Origin of the sequence: Fundidesulfovibrio soli, assembly GCF_022808695.1 — a bacterium.
GTDB lineage: Bacteria > Desulfobacterota > Desulfovibrionia > Desulfovibrionales > Desulfovibrionaceae > Fundidesulfovibrio > Fundidesulfovibrio soli.
The window spans coordinates 1-15,356 of record NZ_JAKZKW010000027.1 but is presented as its reverse complement, the minus strand read 5'-3'; the positions used below and the strand labels follow the sequence as shown (position 1 = coordinate 15,356).

Here is a 15,356-nt window from a genome sequence, read left to right as displayed (position 1 = left end):
AATATATATCGGCAGGCTTTTCAATTTGGATGTGTAAAAAAATCACCGGGGTCTGCTGGCGCCTTCCAGACGCCGGACGCGCTCCAGGACGGGCGGATGGCTGTAATGCAGCCAGACGGTGAGCGGGTGCGGCGTGAGGTTGGCCAGGTTGGCCACGCTGAGCGCCTTGAGCGCTCCCGACAGGGCTCCGGCCCGCTCGGGGGTGTCGGCGGCGAAAGCGTCGGCCTCGAACTCGAAGCGCCTGGAGAGCGCGTTGGCCGAAGCCGCCAGCAGCAGGGCCAGGGGCTGGTAGGCCAGGGCGAAGACCGTCAAGCCCACATGCACCGAAGGCTGGGCGGCTCCGAAGGCCTGCTGCAGGGGGGCGCTGGCCAGCATGGCCTGGAGCACGGCCAGGAGCAGGCCCGTCTTGAGCATGGCCACGGCGAACCCCTTGAGGATGTGCCTGCGCACGCTGTGCCCCACCTCGTGGGCCAGCACCGCGACCACCTGTTCGTTTGACAGTCTGTCCAACAGGGTGTCGTACAGGCTGATCCGTTTCCTTCTGCCCAGTCCCGTGACGAAGGCGTTGGCCTTGGCCGAGCGGCGAGAGCCGTCCATGACGAAGATGCCATCCAGCCCGATGCTGTGCCCGGCCGCGTAGGCCTCGATGGCCTCGCGCAGCTCCCCCGGCTCCAGCGGCGTGAAGCGGTTGAACAGGGGCAGCAGCCAGGCGGGCCCCAGCCAGAGCATGAGCGCCGAGAACCCGGCCACCACGCCCCAGGCCACAAGCCAGGCCACTGAACCCATTCGCATGTAGGCCCAGATCACCCCGGAGCACAACGCGCCGCCAAGCACGGCCCCCAAGGCCAGGCCCTTGAGCCTGTCGGCGATGAACAGCCCCGGCGTGGTGCGGTTGAAGCCGAAACGGGCCTCCAGCCGGAAGGTGGAGTAGATGTCGAAGGGCAGGCTCAGGACCGCCTGGGCCAGGCCCAGCCCTCCCAGGAAGATCAACCCGGTACCGAGTTCTCCAAGCCCCAGGCTCCCGGCCAGGCCGCGCGCCAGGGCGTCTGCCCAGCCGATGCCGCCCGCCAGCACGAAACCGCAGGCCAGGAGGGTGTCGAAGCTCTCGCGCAGCTGCTCCAGGCGTGCGCCGGCGCGCAGGTATTCCTGGGAGCGGCGGTACTGCCCGGGGTCGAACACGCCCTCGAATTCGGGCGGGATGGACTCGCTCAGGCAGCGGACGTTGAGCCGCCGGGCCAGCCCTGTGACGAGATAACACAGCACCAGCGCCGCGAGCACGAGAAGGGTGGGGCCGTTGACCAGCAAGCGGTGACTCCTTGGAGGCGGGTCGTCCCGGGGAGATATACCGCGCCGGGTCTCCCGGCAACAGGCCATGCTTTCAAATTGTTAACCCGGACCAATGCTGTGTCCCGCGCCGTGGCGTGATACTGTCCAGTGCATACAACGCCCGCAGGGCGGTAATGGTTCCGCCCCGGCGCGCGGGAGATGTCCATGCGAATGAGCACCGCAGCACTGGCAGCGTTGGCGCTGTGCCTGGCCCTGACCGCCACGGCGCAGGCCCGCAAGGTTTACGTCTACGAACCTCCGGCGGTGATCATCACCCCCGGGTATCCGCCCCCGCCGCCTCCCCCGCCGCCTCCGGTCCGGGTGTACCGGGTGCCGGTGGTCAACTACTGGTACTACCCGGCCTGGAACGTCTACTGGGACCCGGTCGCCGGGATGTACTGGTCCCGCCAGGGGAGGCATTGGGTGCTCGGCGGCCTGCCGCCGCATGTGCACCCAAGCCGTCTGGGCCGCTACTACATGGTGCCCGCCGAGGAGGGCAGGCCCTGGAAGCGGGTGAGATAGACTCTGCCGGAGAAAGAAGAGGCCCCTCCCATGCGGAGGGGCTTTTCTGTTTCAGCGGGCCCCGCCTCTGAGGGCGTTTTCCGCCCAGTTTCGGCGCCCACACGTCGTCCTGGCGCGCCGGATGTGCAGGGATCTGCACTTCAGGATGCACAAATCCCCAACCGCCTTGTTGATATCATAGGGTATTTTCCTGGCATCAACCATGCAGAAGCTGTTTGTCCGCAATTGGGACGCATGACAGGAGGATACGGCTGTGTTGCAGTTCACTGTGTTGACGATTCCGATGGAATTGATGCTGACTTTGCTGTGGGTCTCGACCTGGGCAGCGGTTATGATATGGCTCATCAACAGGGATGGAAGGAAAATCCTGGCCGCAGCTCGGCCCGACGCATCAGGCCGCGCCGCAGGCAGGGGCGCGAGGGGCTCGTCAGCGGCGGATGCCGCCTGGACCGGACCGGGAGCCGGGGCTCGGCGGTGATCGCTGCCCGGCGCGTTGTTTTTGGACGATGACCAGCGTTGGGAGAGGCTCTCCCAAAGGAGGATACGGAACATGGCGACGATTTCCCAGCGGGTGAAGAAGATCGTGTCGGTGTGCCTCGCCCTGTTGCTCGTGAGTTCCCTGGCCTTTGCGGGCATGGGCGGCGGTGGCGGAGGCGGAGGCGGCTCCGGTGGTGGCGGTGGATCCAGTGGTGGCGGAGGCGGCTCCGGTGGTGGCGGTGGCTCCGGCGGCGGAGGCGGTATGGGAGGCGGAAGCTCCGGAGGGGGCATGGGTTCGGGATCTGGCTCCGGCTCCGGTTCCGGTTCGGGTATGGGCTCTGGCTCCGGTTCCGGTTCGGGTATGGGCTCTGGCTCCGGTATGGGCTCCGGTTCGGGCATGGGGTCGGGCTCAGGCTCGGGCTCAATGACGCCCGGCTCCCCAGGCGTGGGGACTCCCGGCCAGATGCATCCCCAGGGCGTGCAAGGCCAGCAGCCCGCGGGCGGCGGCCAGCAACCCGGCCAGTAGGTTCTCGCCGCCCGGCGCGGCAATAAAAAAGCCCGGCGCAAGCCGGGCTTTTTCGTTTCAGGCTGTGGGGCCTATTTCATGGCCGCGCCGTAGGCTGCGGACTTCACCGAGCGGGCGTAGCGGCGCAGCATGCCCGAGGGCAGGGGCTTCTCCACGGGCTTGAAGACCGCGCGGCGGGCCGCCAGCTCCTCTTCGGAGACGAGCAATTCCAGCTTGCGGGCCGGGATGTCGATCTGGATCTTGTCCCCGTCCTTGACCAGGCCGATGGGCCCGCCCTCGGCCGCCTCGGGCGAGATGTGCCCGATGGCGGGGCCGCGCGTGCCGCCGGAGAAGCGCCCGTCCGTGAGCAGGGCCACGTCGGAGCCCAGGCCCATGCCCATGATGGCCGCCGTGGGGGAGAGCATCTCCCGCATGCCGGGGCCGCCCTGGGGGCCTTCGTAGCGGATGACGATGGCCATGTCGGGCTTGATCTCCCCGGCCAGGATGGCCGCGTAGGCGGTCTCCTCCGAGTCGAAGCAGCGGGCCGTGAGGGTGCGCTGCATCATCTCCGGGGCCACGGCGGACTGCTTGACAACCGCGCCTTCCGGGGCCAAGGAGCCGCGCAGCACGGCGATGCCGCCCTTCTCGGAGTAGGGGGTCTTGTCGCGGATGACGTCCTCGTCGGCGATGACGGGCTTGAGCTCGGCCAGGTTCTCGCCCACGGTCTTGCCGGTGACGGTCAAGAGCGAGGTGTCGATGAGCCCGCGCTTGGCCAGGGCCTGCATCACGGCGGGGATGCCGCCCGCGCGGTGCAGGTCCTCGATGTGGTGGTGGCCTGCGGGCGAGAGCTTGCAGACGTTGGGGGTGCGCGCGCTGATCTCGTCGAAGATGTCCAGGGTCAGGTCCAGCCCGGCTTCGGCGAAGATGGCGGGCAGGTGCAGCACCGTGTTGGTGGAGCAGCCCAGGGCCATGTCCATGGTCACGGCGTTGGCCACGGAGCCCTTGGTCACGATGTCGCGGGGCTTGATGTCCTTGGCCAGCAGCTCCATGACCTTCATGCCCGCGTACTTGGCCAGGCGCACGCGCGCCGCCGTCACCGCCGGGATGGTTCCGTTGCCGGGCAGGGCCAGGCCGATGGACTCCGACAGGCAGTTCATGGAGTTGGCCGTGAACATGCCCGAGCAGGAGCCGCAGCCCGGGCAGGCCTTCATCTCCAGGTCGCAGAGCTGCTCCTCGTCCATCTCGCCGCGCTTCACGCGGCCCACGGCCTCGAACACGCTGATGAGGTCAACGGGGTTGCCCGCCGAGGAGCCCGCCAGCATGGGGCCGCCCGAGATCAGGATCGAGGGGATGTTCAGCCGCAGCATGGCCATGAGCATGGCGGGCACGGTCTTGTCGCAGTTGGGGATCATCACCAGGGCGTCGAAGGGGTGCGCCGTGGCCATGATTTCGATGGAGTCGGCGATGATCTCGCGGCTGGGCAGCGAGTAGCGCATGCCCGCGTGGTTCATGGCCAGGCCGTCGCAGACGCCGATCACCGGGAATTCCATGGGCGTGCCGCCCGCCATGCGGACGCCGGCCTTGGCCGCGTTGGCGATGGTGTCCAGGTGCAGATGGCCGGGGACCACCTCGTTGGCGGAGTTGACGATGCCGATCAGGGGGCGTTCGATTTCCTCTCGGGTCAGTCCGAGGGCGTGGAGCAGGGAGCGGTGGGGGGCTTTCTCCAGCCCGCCGGTCATGAGTTTGCTGCGCATGGCGGCTCCTGGGAGTGGGATGAGCCGTGGATAGCCCCAAAGCGGGGCGAAGTCACCCCCCGGGATTCTGCGGCCTTGTAAGCCGACCGCGCCAGTAGGCAATAAAATTTCTCAGATAAGGCTTGATCTGTCGAAAAAATCAGCTCGGACCCTGGCGCTATGCGCGGGTTTGGGTTAGGCCCAAAAGTAGCGCGCCCAGGATGGAATGCCGTTCTAAGGAGTATGGCGCGCTCGCCAATGAGGTTCCGTACATGGCTCCCGAATCACACGAATCCGGCTTCGTTGACAGTACCCGCCCGGACATTTCCTACCCCCGGCCACAGTGGGAGGACGCACCGGTGGGCCTCGCAGTAACTGACCGCGACGGCGCCGTGCTCCGCGTGAATCCGCGGCTGGGGGAAATGACCGGCCTCTCCCCCGCCAGCCTGGCGGGCGCGCCCCTGGAGGCCTTCCTCTACAGCCTGGACAATCCCGGGCCGGAGGAGCCCGGCAACGCGTCTCCGACCCGCAGGTTGTCGTTGCGGACCGCGTCCGGCAGGGAGATCCCCGTGGCCGTGCGCTGTGTTCAGCTGGGCTCCGGGGAGCAGGGACACCTCTTGTGGGCATTGATGGAGATTCCCGGGGCCGGCGAGGGGGAATGCCGCGCCGAGCTGCTTCGCGAACGCGAGGAGCACGGGCGCGCAGCCGTATTCAGGAACAGCTTCCTGGTCAACGTCAGCAGGGAGATGCGCACCCCCCTGAACTCCATCCTCGGCATGGTCCGCCTGCTGATCGACAGCGAGCCCACCCTGGGCCAGCGGGACATCCTGGATGATCTTGAGTCGGCAGCCTCCTCCCTGCGCTTCGTCATGGACAACCTGCTGGACTACACCGACACGGAAACAGGCAACGATGCCCACTCCTCCGCCGACTTCGACGTCCGCCTGGTCCTGGAGGGCGTCCTGGAGGCGTTCTCCCGCGCGGCCAGCCGCAAGGGGCTGGTCCTGTCGCTGGAGGTCGACCCGGACGTGCCGGCGCACCTGCGGACCGATCCGGCCCGGCTGCGCCAGGTGGCGGCCTGCCTGCTGGACAACGCGGTCAAGTTCACCTCGGCCGGAAAAGTCGCAGTGCGGGCCAGAATGGAAACCCAGGGGCTGCTGGTGCTGGAGGTGGAGGACACGGGCATCGGCCTGGACGAGTACGGCCTGTCCCTGCTGCAGGACGCCCCGGCGAGGGCGGCCCTTCTGGGCCGCTGGCGGCACCCCGGCGCGGGCCTGGGCCTCACCGTTTGCAAGCGCCTGCTGGAAACCGTGGGCGGCACCATCTCCGCCCGCAACGCGGAGGGCGGCGGGGCGGTGTTCACCTGCGTCATCCCTGTCGGCATGAGCCCGGCGTCTGCCGACGAGTGGGCGGCAAGCAGCGCCGCGAGGGCCCCGCAGGCGCGGAAGGGCGGCGGCTCCAAGGCGTCCCTGCGCATCCTGCTGGCCGAGGACAACGCCGTGAACAGGCGCTTCACCACCAAGTTCCTGATCCAGCGCGGGCACAGGGTCACAGCGGTAGAGAACGGGCGGGCGGCCTTGGACACCCTGGCCCGCGACGTCTTCGACATCGTGCTCATGGACATCTCCATGCCGGAGATGGATGGCGTGGAGGCCACCGCGGCCATCCGTGGCCACGACGGCTCCCGGTTCGATCCGCGCATCCCCATTGTGGCCGTCACGGCCCACGCCATGCGCGGCGACGAGGAGCGCTTCCTCAAGGCCGGCATGGACGCCTATCTGGCCAAGCCCCTGGACCTGGAGCACTTCGAACGCGTCATCCTGGAGGTCTGTTCGGTCTCGTCGGCCTGCCCGGCCGAAGCGGGGAAAGCCCCGGGCGACCAGGCGGAAGCAGCGGCCCCCGCGTCTGAGGGGGGCGGGCCGTTCGACACGGCGCAGCAGGCCAGACGCTTCGCCAATATGGGTGACATCCTGCCGGAGCTGTTGGCCCTGTTCATCAAGAATTCCGGTTCCACCACCGATGCGCTGCGCGCCGCCATGGAGACCGGCAGATTCGCCGATGCCACGCGCGCCGCCCACACGCTCAAGGGCATGGCGGCCGTGGTCTGCGCCACGGGAGTGGAGGCCGCGGCCATGGCCTTGGAGAAAGCGCTCTCCGCCCAGCCGGACGCGGATCACTCCCCCCTGTTCGAGTGCCTGGAGGTCCAGGTGGCCCTGGCCATGGACCATCTCCACAAGCCCAAGGGCGGCTTCAGGTGAGCGAGTACGCCGAGCACGACCTCGACGCCGAGGGCGTGGGACTGGTGGAGAAGCGCCTCTTCACCTTCGCCCAGGACGAACCCATGCCCCTGGAGAGCGGCGCAGTCATCGGCCCCGTGACCCTGGCCTACGAGACCTACGGCACCCTGGCCCCGGACGGCTCCAACGCCGTGCTGGTCTGCCACGCCCTCACGGGCGACAGCCACGCCGCCGGGGTCTACAGCGCCTCCGACCCCAAGCCTGGCTGGTGGGAAGTGATGATCGGGCCGGGCAAGGGCATCGACACGGACCAGTATTTCGTCATCTGCGCAAACGTCCTGGGCGGCTGCATGGGCTCCACCGGCCCGGCCAGCATCGACCCGGCCACGGGCCAGCCCTACGGGCCGGACTTCCCGGTGCTCACCATCGGGGACATGGTCCGCGCCCAGAAAGCCCTGCTGGACCATCTAGGCGTCAAGCGCCTGCTGGCCGCCGTGGGCGGCTCCATGGGCGGCATGCAGGTGCTGGAGTGGGCCGCGCGCTACCCCGACCGGCTGGTCTCCGCCATCGCCCTGGCCACCGCGCCCAGGCACTCGGCCCTGCAGATCGCCTTCCACGAGGTGGCCCGCCAGGCCATCGTGGCCGACCCTGACTGGAACGGCGGCCGCTACTACAGCTGCTGCAAGCCCGCCCACGGCCTGGCCGTGGCGCGCATGATCGGCCACATCACCTACCTCTCCGACGAGGCCATGCGCCACAAGTTCGGCCGGGGCCTGCAGGACAGGGCCGACTTCTCCTTCAGCTTCGACGCCGACTTCCAGGTGGAGTCCTACCTGCGCTACCAGGGCCGCAAGTTCGTGGAGCGCTTCGACGCCAATTCCTTCCTCTACATCACCCGCGCCGCCGACTACTTCGACCTGGGCTCCACCCACGGCGGCGGTTCGCTCACCAAGGCCTTCTCGCGCGGCAAGGTGCGCTTCCTGGTGGTCTCCTTCAGCTCGGACTGGCTCTACCCCACCTACCAGTCCCGCGAGCTGGTGCAGGCCCTCAAGCGCGCCGGAAAGGACGTGAGCTTCTGCGAAATCGAGGCCCACTGGGGGCACGACGCCTTCCTGCTGGACAGCCCCCGCCTGGCCGGGCTCATCTCCGGCCACCTGGAGCGCACCAGCCGCGACATGGCCAGGGGGATTCTCTAGATGCGCTACGATCTCGACCTCATCGCCTCCTGGATCGCCCCGGAATCGCGCGTGCTGGACCTGGGCTGCGGCCAGGGCGAACTGCTGGAATACCTGCACCAGGCCAAGAACGTGCAGGGCTACGGCGTGGAGCAGGACGAGGCCAAGGCCGCCGAGGGCATCGCACGGGGGGTCTCCATCCTCCAGGGCGACATCACCCGCGAGGTCATGGACTACCCCGACCACTTCTTCGACTTCGTGGTGCTCTCCCAGACGTTGCAGCAGGTGGCCGAGCCCCTGGGGCTCATCCGCCAGATGCTGCGCGTGGGCCGCAGGGCCGTGGTCAGCTTCCCCAACTTCGCCCACTGGCGCGGCCGCTGCCAGATGTTCTTCCAGGGCCGCGCCCCCGTGACCCCGGAACTGCCCTACGAGTGGAACGACACCCCCAACATCCGCGTGATCACCCTGGTGGACTTCAAGCGCTTCTGCGTGCGCCACTCCATCCCGGTCATCGAGGCCGTGGCCGTGAAGACGGAGCCTTCGGCGCGCACGGGGCTGATCCTGAACTGGCTGCCCAACCTGCGGGCCACCAACGGGATATTCTTGCTGGGAAGGTAGAGGAGGGGAGGGGGGATATGCCTCCGGCGGCCAAAGGGAGTTCCTCCCTTTGGAATCCCCTTTAGCTTCGCGTTGTTGCGGCATACGCTTTCAGCCTGAGACCATATTCTTCATCCCGTATTCCACGTTGTGACGATAGGCCAGCCCCAGCGCCCCTGGCGGCGCGGCGGGCGGCCTTGCGCTGGCGCTTCGCCAGAGGGCCGCAGGCCCGGCAGCTTGGGCCACCCGCCGCGCCGCCAGGGACGCTGGGGCTGGCCCACTGAATGACTTTTCCATCCGCTTCGCAGCAGAGCCGCAGGCCCGGCAGCTTGGGCCGCCCGCCGCGCCGCCAGGGGCGCTGGGCTGGCCCACTGAATGCCTCACCTGAGCTTGCACGGAACTGCTTCAACCCTGGCGGCATGAATCTCCCTCAGCCTCGCGCGGAGCGCAGGGGCAGGCCCACCAACAGGCCCCTTTTCTGCGCTTGCGCCGGAAGGCCGTCGCCTTCATTGACAACCCCCCTCCGACCGGATAGCGCAGGCCCCACAGGTGCCCAGCAATGGGAGAATAGGGAATCCCGTTCAAATCGGGAGCGGTCCCGCCGCCGTAAGTTCCATGCGTGTCCGCCCCTTCGCGCGCCACTGGGGAATCCCCCGGGAAGGCCGGGGCGGACGGAACGAGCCGGAAGACCTGCCTGTGCGTCATACCATGCTTCCAGCAGGGCAACGGGCTATTGCCGTGCATGGACCCCAGAAGGGCGAATACGGGCCGCTTCTCCAGCCGGAAACGGGTGGGGAGCGGCCCGGTCTTCTTCCTTCCAACAAGCCGCAAAGCGATGGAGCGCGCTCATGACTTCCGCCTTCCCCCCCGCCTTGCGTGGAATTCTCGTCCCGTTGCTTGTTCTGGCCTGCCTCGTGTCTGCCGCTTCCGGGGCTCTGGCCCACGGCGAAGCAAAAAACGAGGGGAAGACGGGCCTGCTGCTGGTGGCCTTCGGGACCAGCGCCCAAGGGGCCGACGCGGCCTACGCCAACATAGAAGCCAAGGTCCGGGAGCGCTTCCCGGGCATGGAGGTCCGCTGGGCCTACACCTCCGTGACCATCCGCAACAAGCTGGCCAAAGAGAAGGGCGTCCGACTTGATTCCCCGGCCCTGGCCCTGGCCCGCATGGCCGACGAGGGCTTCGGGCGCGTGGCCGTGCAGTCCCTGCAGACCATCCCCGGCGAGGAGTTCGAGGCCCTGCGCAGGACTGCCCTGGCCTTCTCCGGCATGCCCAAGGGCATCGCCCGGGTGGAGGTGGGCGAGCCTCTGCTGGCCTCCCCGCGGGACATGGAGCGGGCCGCCGCCGCGCTGCTGGCCTCCGTGTCCGCCGAACGCAAGCCGGGCGAGGCGGTGGTCCTGGTGGGGCACGGGTCTCGCCACAACGCGAACGCCTCCTACCCGGCCTTGCAGTACTACCTGTGGCGCAAGGACCGGAACGCCTTCGTGGGCACCGTGGACGCCTCCCCCTCCCGGGAGGACGTGCTGGCGGAGCTCGCCCGGGCGGGCCTGAAGAAGGCCTGGCTCGTGCCGCTGCTCGCCGTGGCCGGGGAGCACGCCCGCAACGACATGGCCGGTGACGGCCCGGATTCCTGGAAGACCGCCCTGGAGGCCCACGGCGTGGCCTGCGCGCCCGTGCTCAAGGGCACGGGGGAGATGGGCCCCGTGGCGGACATCTGGATCGATCATCTTGCCCAGGCGCTGGAGCGCCTGAGATAGCCCGGCCCCCCTGAGGGCAAGGGCGGGGAGCCGCATGAGGGGAGTCGAACCGCTCCTGGCGCTCTGCGTGGCGCTCACCGCGCTGGCGGCAGCCGCGGCCGGGACCGTGCCCGTGCCCGCGGCCGACGCGGCGCGCGTGCTGGCGGGCAAGCTCCTGGGGCAGGAGGGCTGGCTGGCCGGGGTGCCCGCCATGAGCGTGGCCCTGGTCTGGGACGTGCGCCTGCCGCGCATCGCCTGCGCCCTGGCCGTGGGCGGCTCCCTGGGGCTCTCCGGGGCGCTCTTGCAGGGCGTGCTGCGCAACCCCCTGGCGGATTCCTACACCCTGGGGGTCTCTGCGGGCGGGGCGCTGGGAGCCTGCCTGTGCCTGCTGGCCGGGTTCACGGGCCTGGGAGTGCTGTCCGTTCCGGCATGGGCTCTGGCCGGCTCGCTCGGCGCGCTGGCGGTGGTGCTGCTCATGGCCCGGGCCGGGGGAGGCTTCGACGCCGTGACCCTGGTGCTGGCCGGGGTGATGGTTGCCGCCACGCTCCAGGCCTGCATCGGGTTCGTGAAGTTTTTGGCCGGCGAGAACGTGGCCGGGCTGGTGTTCTGGCTCATGGGCGGCTTCTCCGCCAAGACCTGGGCCGAGACTGCCGTGGCCTGGGCCGGGCTGGGCTTGGCCCTGCCGGTGGCCCTGGCCTTCGCCCGCGACCTGGACGCCCTCTGCCTGGGCGACGAGCAGGCCGGGGCACTGGGCGTGGCCGTGGAGCCTGTGCGCCTGGCCCTGCTTGCCGCGGCGGCCCTGATGACGGCCTGCTCCGTGGCGGTCTCCGGCATCATCGGCTTCGTGGGCTTGATCGTGCCGCACATGGCCCGCATGGGCGTGGGGCCGGGCCATGCCAGGCTGCTGCCCGCCTCCATGCTGGGGGGGATGCTGCTCCTGCTGGGGGCGGACACCCTCTCCCGCGCGGCCCTGGCCCACGAGGTGCCCGTGGGCGTGCTCACGGCGCTCCTGGGCGGGCCGTATTTCTGCCTGCTGTTCCTGAGGGGGCGCGCCAATGGCTGAGGGGGGGGCTGAGCGCGCGCTGCTGGAGGCCCGGAGCCTCAATGTGGAGCGCGGCGGCCGCCCGGTGCTGCGCGGGCTGGACGTGACTCTTTTCGAGGGCGAGGTGCTGGGCGTGGTCGGGCCGAACGGCGCGGGCAAGACGACCCTGCTGCGCTGCCTGGCCGGGCTGCAAGCCCCGAGTTCGGGCGAGGTTCTGCTGGAGGGGCGGCCCATCCAGTCGGTCCCCCGCAGGGAGCTGGCCCGCGCCGTGGCCTACTCCCCGCAGGAGACCGAGGACCGCTTCGGCTTCACCGTGCGCCAGGCCGTGCTTATGGGCCGCCACCCCTGGCTGCCGCGCTTCGGCGCGACGCCGGACGCCGAGTGGGCGGGTGTGGACGCGGCCCTGGCCGCGCTCGACCTGGAGCGCCTGGCCCAGAGGCGGGTCACGGAGCTTTCCGGCGGCGAGAAACGGCGCGCGGCCCTGGCCCGCACCCTGGCCCAGGGCGGCCGCGCCGTGCTGCTGGACGAGCCCGCCGCCGGGCTGGACATCCGCCACGCCATCCTGGCCTTGCGCGTCTTCGCGCAGCGGGCCTCGCGCCACGGCGCGGGCGTGGCGGTGGTCCTGCATGATCTCAACCTGGCGGCCATGTTCTGCGAGCGTCTGCTCCTGCTCCAGGAGGGCGGGGCGGCTGCCTGCGGCCCGGTGGCCGAGGTCCTGACCGAGGAGAACATAGCCCGCGTGTTCGGCGTCCGCTCCAGGGTGGACGGCGGGCACGTGCGGTTTCTGGAGGATTGATGCGCTTTTGGCTGGCTTGCGCCATCGTGGCGCTTCTCATATTGCCGGGCGCGGCCCACGCCGGGGAGGGTCCGCGCGTGGTCAGCCTGTACGCGGCCCACGCCGAGAACCTGGCGCTCATGGGCGCGGCGGGCCTGCTGGTGGGCGTGAACGAGCCCCTGGGCGACCTGCCCGTGCTCTCCGCCCGCGACGGTGCCGAGGCCATCGCGGCCCTGAAGCCCGACCTCGTGCTGGCCCGCCCCATGCACCGCACCACGCAGCCCGGGCTGATCGAGCAACTGGAGCGCCTGGGCGTCAAGGTGGCTTGCCTCCAGCCCTCCTCGCCCGAGGAGCTTGAGCCCTACTGGCTGGAGCTGGGCAGGCTCGCCGGGCGCGAGGCCCAGGCCCGGGAGATGGCGACGGCCTTCCGCCGGGAGATGGCGGAGCTGGACGCCGTGGTGGCCAGGGTGCCGGAGCGGGAGCGCAGACGCGTGTATTTCGAGTCCATCCACCGCCAGATGAAGACGGTGAGCCCCGGCTCCATGGCGGCCTTCGTTCTGGAGCGTGCCGGCGGGATCAACGCCGCCCCGGACGCCGAGCCCGTCTCGGGCAGCAACATCGCGCTGTTCGGACTGGAGCGGCTGGTGGCCGCGGGGGACCGGGTGGACGTGTACCTGGCCCAGAAGGGGCCCATGAACCCGGTGAGCGTGGAGGAGATTGCGTCCACCCCGGGGCTTTCCGGGCTCAAGGCCGTGCGCGAGGGCCGGGTGTACCTGGTGGACGAGGCCCTGACCAGCAGGCCCACGCCGCGTCTGGCCCAGGGCGCGCGCCAGATGGCTGCCCTTTTGTATCCGCAACTGTTCGCAAACGACGGAGTGGCGAAGTGATATCGACCGGAACCCTGTATGCCGTGGGCGTCGGCCCCGGCGACCCTGACCTGCTGACCATCCGGGCCGTGAAGGCCCTGGGGGCCTGCGCCGTGGTGTTCGCCGCGGCCTCCACCAAGAACGACCACTCCCTGGCCTTGTCCATCGCCGCGCCGCACATGCGCCCCGAGACGCCGGTGGTGTCCCTGGGCTTCCCCATGACACGCGACCGCGCCGTGCTGGAGGCCGCCTGGGAGGCCAACGCCCGGGCCGTGCTGGAGGCGCTGGACCAGGGGCGCGACGCGGCCTTCATCACCCTGGGCGACCCCATGACCTATTCCACGTTCCTCTACCTCTGGCGCACGATCAAGGCCATGCGCCCGGACGCGCGCGTGGAGGTGGTGCCCGGCGTCAGCTCCATCCAGGCCGCCGCGGCCGCAGCCGGAGTGGGGCTGGCGGAATCAGGCGAGAACCTGGCCGTGCTTTCCGGCGTGGATGACCCGGCCCGCCTGCGCCGGGCTTTGGAGGCCTGCGACAGCGCGGTGATCCTCAAGGCCTACAGGAGCTTCCCCATGCTGCGTGAGCTGCTGGGCTCCATGGGCCTGGCGGACAAGGCCGTGCTGGTCAGCCGCTGCGGCCTGCCCGGGGAGGCCATCGTGCGGGGGCTTGCGGAGGTGGGCGAGAGGCCGCCCTATTTCTCGTTGATTCTGGTAAAAAAATAACCTGGCTGCAAGTCTAGAGATTCCGGCATGTTGCGGGCCGGGCGGGGAGCGATTCCCGCCCGGCCCGCCGTTTTTTCGGGGTTCCGCCCTAAAGAAACACCCTGTCGCGTTCGATAAGCGCTTCAGAAAGGGTGCACTAGAGCGCGACGCCCTTCCGGGGGGAGGGGAGAAGTCGTGCAGGCAAGGATGCCACCACTATTCAAGGAGGAATCGCGATGTCACTGGTTATCAACCACAACATGATGGCGGCGAACGCCACACGGAACCTGTCCAACTCGTACGGGAAGCTGGCAGTCTCGACCAGGCGCCTCTCTTCGGGCCTGCGGGTGGGCACGTCCTCGGACGACGCGGCCGGCCTGGCCGTACGCGAGCTGATGCGCGCCAACATCGCCTCGCTCAACCAGGGCGTGCGCAACGCCAACGACGCCATCTCCATGATCCAGACCGCGGACGGCGCGCTCGGCGTCATCGACGAAAAGCTGATCCGCATGAAGGAACTGGCGACCCAGGCTTCCACCGGCACCTACACCTCTGACCAGCGCCTGATCATCGACTCCGAGTACCAGGCCATGTCCTCGGAGATCACCCGAATCGCCAAGTCCACGGACTTCAACGGCATCTACCTGCTCAACGGCAACCTCTCCGGCGCCACGCACTCCGGCTCCGGCCTGGTGCCCACCGGCAAGCTCAAGGTGCACTTCGGCAACAACAACTACTCCGCCTCCGACTACTACTACGTGCAGATCAACGCGGCCACTGCCTCGTCCCTGGGCGTGGGCCAGGGTGCGGGCGCGGGCAAGGCCGGGCGCTCCATCTCCACGCAGGACCTGGCCCAGAAGGCGCTCTCCGCCCTGAACAAGGCCATCGTCTCCAAGGACAAGATCCGCGCCAACCTGGGCGCCCTGCAGAACCGCCTGTCCAACACGGTGCAGAACCTGCAGATCCAGGCCGAGAACCTGCAGTCCGCCGAATCGCAGATCTCCGACGTGGACGTGGCCACCGAAATGACGGAATTCACCCGTCAGCAGATCCTGACCCAATCCGCCGTGGCCATGCTCGGCCAGGCCAACAACCTGCCCAGAATGGCTCAGCAGCTTTTGGGATAAAAGAGGGAACGAGAGCCTCCCTCTCCTCCGTTGGCCGGGGCGTACGAGCGCCCCGGCTTTTTTCGTTTCTTCGCCCGGAGAGGGCTAAAGCTTTTCAGGAATCGGCCGATTAGAGGCGCGAATCATCCCCTTGAAACCCGGTCCGGCAGTTCGGCGCGGGGGATCGTCCGGGGGGATGAAAACAGGCAAGGAAGCCGCTTAACATTCACGGAGGAATCACCATGGCTCTCGTAATCAACCACAACATGATGGCGATGAACGCGTCCCGCAACTTGTCGAACTCGTACGGCAAGTTGAGCGTTTCGACCAGGCGCCTGTCCTCGGGCCTGCGCGTGGGCAACGCTTCTGACGACGCGGCCGGCTTGGCTGTCCGCGAACTGATGCGCGCGAACATCTCATCGCTCAACCAGGGGGTGCGCAACGCCAACGACGCCATCTCCATGATCCAGACCGCGGACGGCGCGCTCGGCGTCATCGACGAAAAGCTGATCCGCATGAAGGAACTGGCGACCCAGGCCTCCACGGGCACCTACACCTCTG

At 68.9% G+C, this 15,356-nt stretch carries 13 protein-coding genes and 1 riboswitch; of the genes, 11 read left to right on the top strand and 2 right to left on the bottom strand.

What is annotated here, in order from left to right:
* Positions 1 to 42: 42 nt before the first annotated feature.
* Positions 43 to 1,305, bottom strand: a complete 1,263-nt coding sequence (locus tag MLE18_RS16525; RefSeq protein WP_243439904.1) for a M48 family metallopeptidase — start codon at positions 1,303 to 1,305, stop codon at positions 43 to 45.
* Positions 1,306 to 1,497: 192 nt separating this feature from the next.
* Here MLE18_RS16525 and MLE18_RS16520 point away from each other — a divergent pair, with 192 nt between their 5' ends.
* Complete coding sequence (locus tag MLE18_RS16520; protein ID WP_243439903.1) at positions 1,498 to 1,848, top strand: hypothetical protein; 351 nt, start codon at positions 1,498 to 1,500, stop codon at positions 1,846 to 1,848.
* A 1,074-nt stretch (positions 1,849 to 2,922) separates the two neighbouring features.
* Here MLE18_RS16520 and ilvD read toward each other — a convergent pair.
* The gene (gene ilvD, locus MLE18_RS16515) at positions 2,923 to 4,584 is read right to left on the bottom strand and encodes a dihydroxy-acid dehydratase (protein WP_243439902.1); all 1,662 of its coding nucleotides are present in this window, start codon (positions 4,582 to 4,584) and stop codon (positions 2,923 to 2,925) included.
* Between the two features lie 251 nt (positions 4,585 to 4,835).
* On the opposite strand from ilvD, the gene MLE18_RS16510 reads away from it, so the two are divergent.
* The 10 genes from MLE18_RS16510 to MLE18_RS16465 all read left to right on the top strand — a co-directional run.
* Positions 4,836 to 6,821, top strand: coding sequence for a response regulator (locus tag MLE18_RS16510; protein WP_243439901.1), 1,986 nt, complete (start codon positions 4,836 to 4,838; stop codon positions 6,819 to 6,821).
* On the top strand, positions 6,818 to 7,996 hold the full coding sequence (gene metX, locus MLE18_RS16505; RefSeq protein WP_243439900.1) for a homoserine O-acetyltransferase MetX: 1,179 nt from the start codon (positions 6,818 to 6,820) through the stop codon (positions 7,994 to 7,996). Before MLE18_RS16510 ends, metX begins: the two co-directional genes overlap by 4 nt.
* Entirely contained in the window at positions 7,997 to 8,593 is a 597-nt protein-coding gene (gene metW / locus MLE18_RS16500; protein WP_243439899.1) for a methionine biosynthesis protein MetW, read from the top strand.
* Positions 8,594 to 9,102: 509 nt separating this feature from the next.
* Positions 9,103 to 9,284, top strand: a riboswitch (cobalamin riboswitch).
* Between the two features lie 136 nt (positions 9,285 to 9,420).
* Entirely contained in the window at positions 9,421 to 10,326 is a 906-nt protein-coding gene (locus MLE18_RS16495; RefSeq protein WP_243439898.1) for a sirohydrochlorin cobaltochelatase, read from the top strand.
* Positions 10,327 to 10,360: 34 nt separating this feature from the next.
* Positions 10,361 to 11,368, top strand: coding sequence for a FecCD family ABC transporter permease (locus tag MLE18_RS16490; RefSeq protein ID WP_243439897.1), 1,008 nt, complete (start codon positions 10,361 to 10,363; stop codon positions 11,366 to 11,368).
* The gene (locus MLE18_RS16485) at positions 11,361 to 12,143 is read left to right on the top strand and encodes an ABC transporter ATP-binding protein (RefSeq protein ID WP_243439896.1); all 783 of its coding nucleotides are present in this window, start codon (positions 11,361 to 11,363) and stop codon (positions 12,141 to 12,143) included. The genes MLE18_RS16490 and MLE18_RS16485 overlap by 8 nt, the downstream gene beginning before the upstream one ends.
* Positions 12,143 to 13,009 carry an ABC transporter substrate-binding protein gene (locus MLE18_RS16480; RefSeq protein WP_243439895.1) on the top strand — a complete coding sequence of 289 codons (867 nt, stop codon included), beginning with the start codon at positions 12,143 to 12,145 and terminating at the stop codon, positions 13,007 to 13,009. Before MLE18_RS16485 ends, MLE18_RS16480 begins: the two co-directional genes overlap by 1 nt.
* Entirely contained in the window at positions 13,006 to 13,710 is a 705-nt protein-coding gene (gene cobI / locus MLE18_RS16475) for a precorrin-2 C(20)-methyltransferase (RefSeq protein WP_243439894.1), read from the top strand. Before MLE18_RS16480 ends, cobI begins: the two co-directional genes overlap by 4 nt.
* Before the next feature lie 215 nt (positions 13,711 to 13,925).
* Positions 13,926 to 14,816 (top strand): flagellin N-terminal helical domain-containing protein, encoded by an 891-nt coding sequence (locus MLE18_RS16470; protein WP_243439893.1) that lies wholly within the window; start codon positions 13,926 to 13,928, stop codon positions 14,814 to 14,816.
* A gap of 221 nt (positions 14,817 to 15,037) precedes the next feature.
* Positions 15,038 to 15,356: flagellin N-terminal helical domain-containing protein (locus MLE18_RS16465; RefSeq protein ID WP_473828293.1), on the top strand; the 319-nt coding region annotated here is incomplete at its 3' end.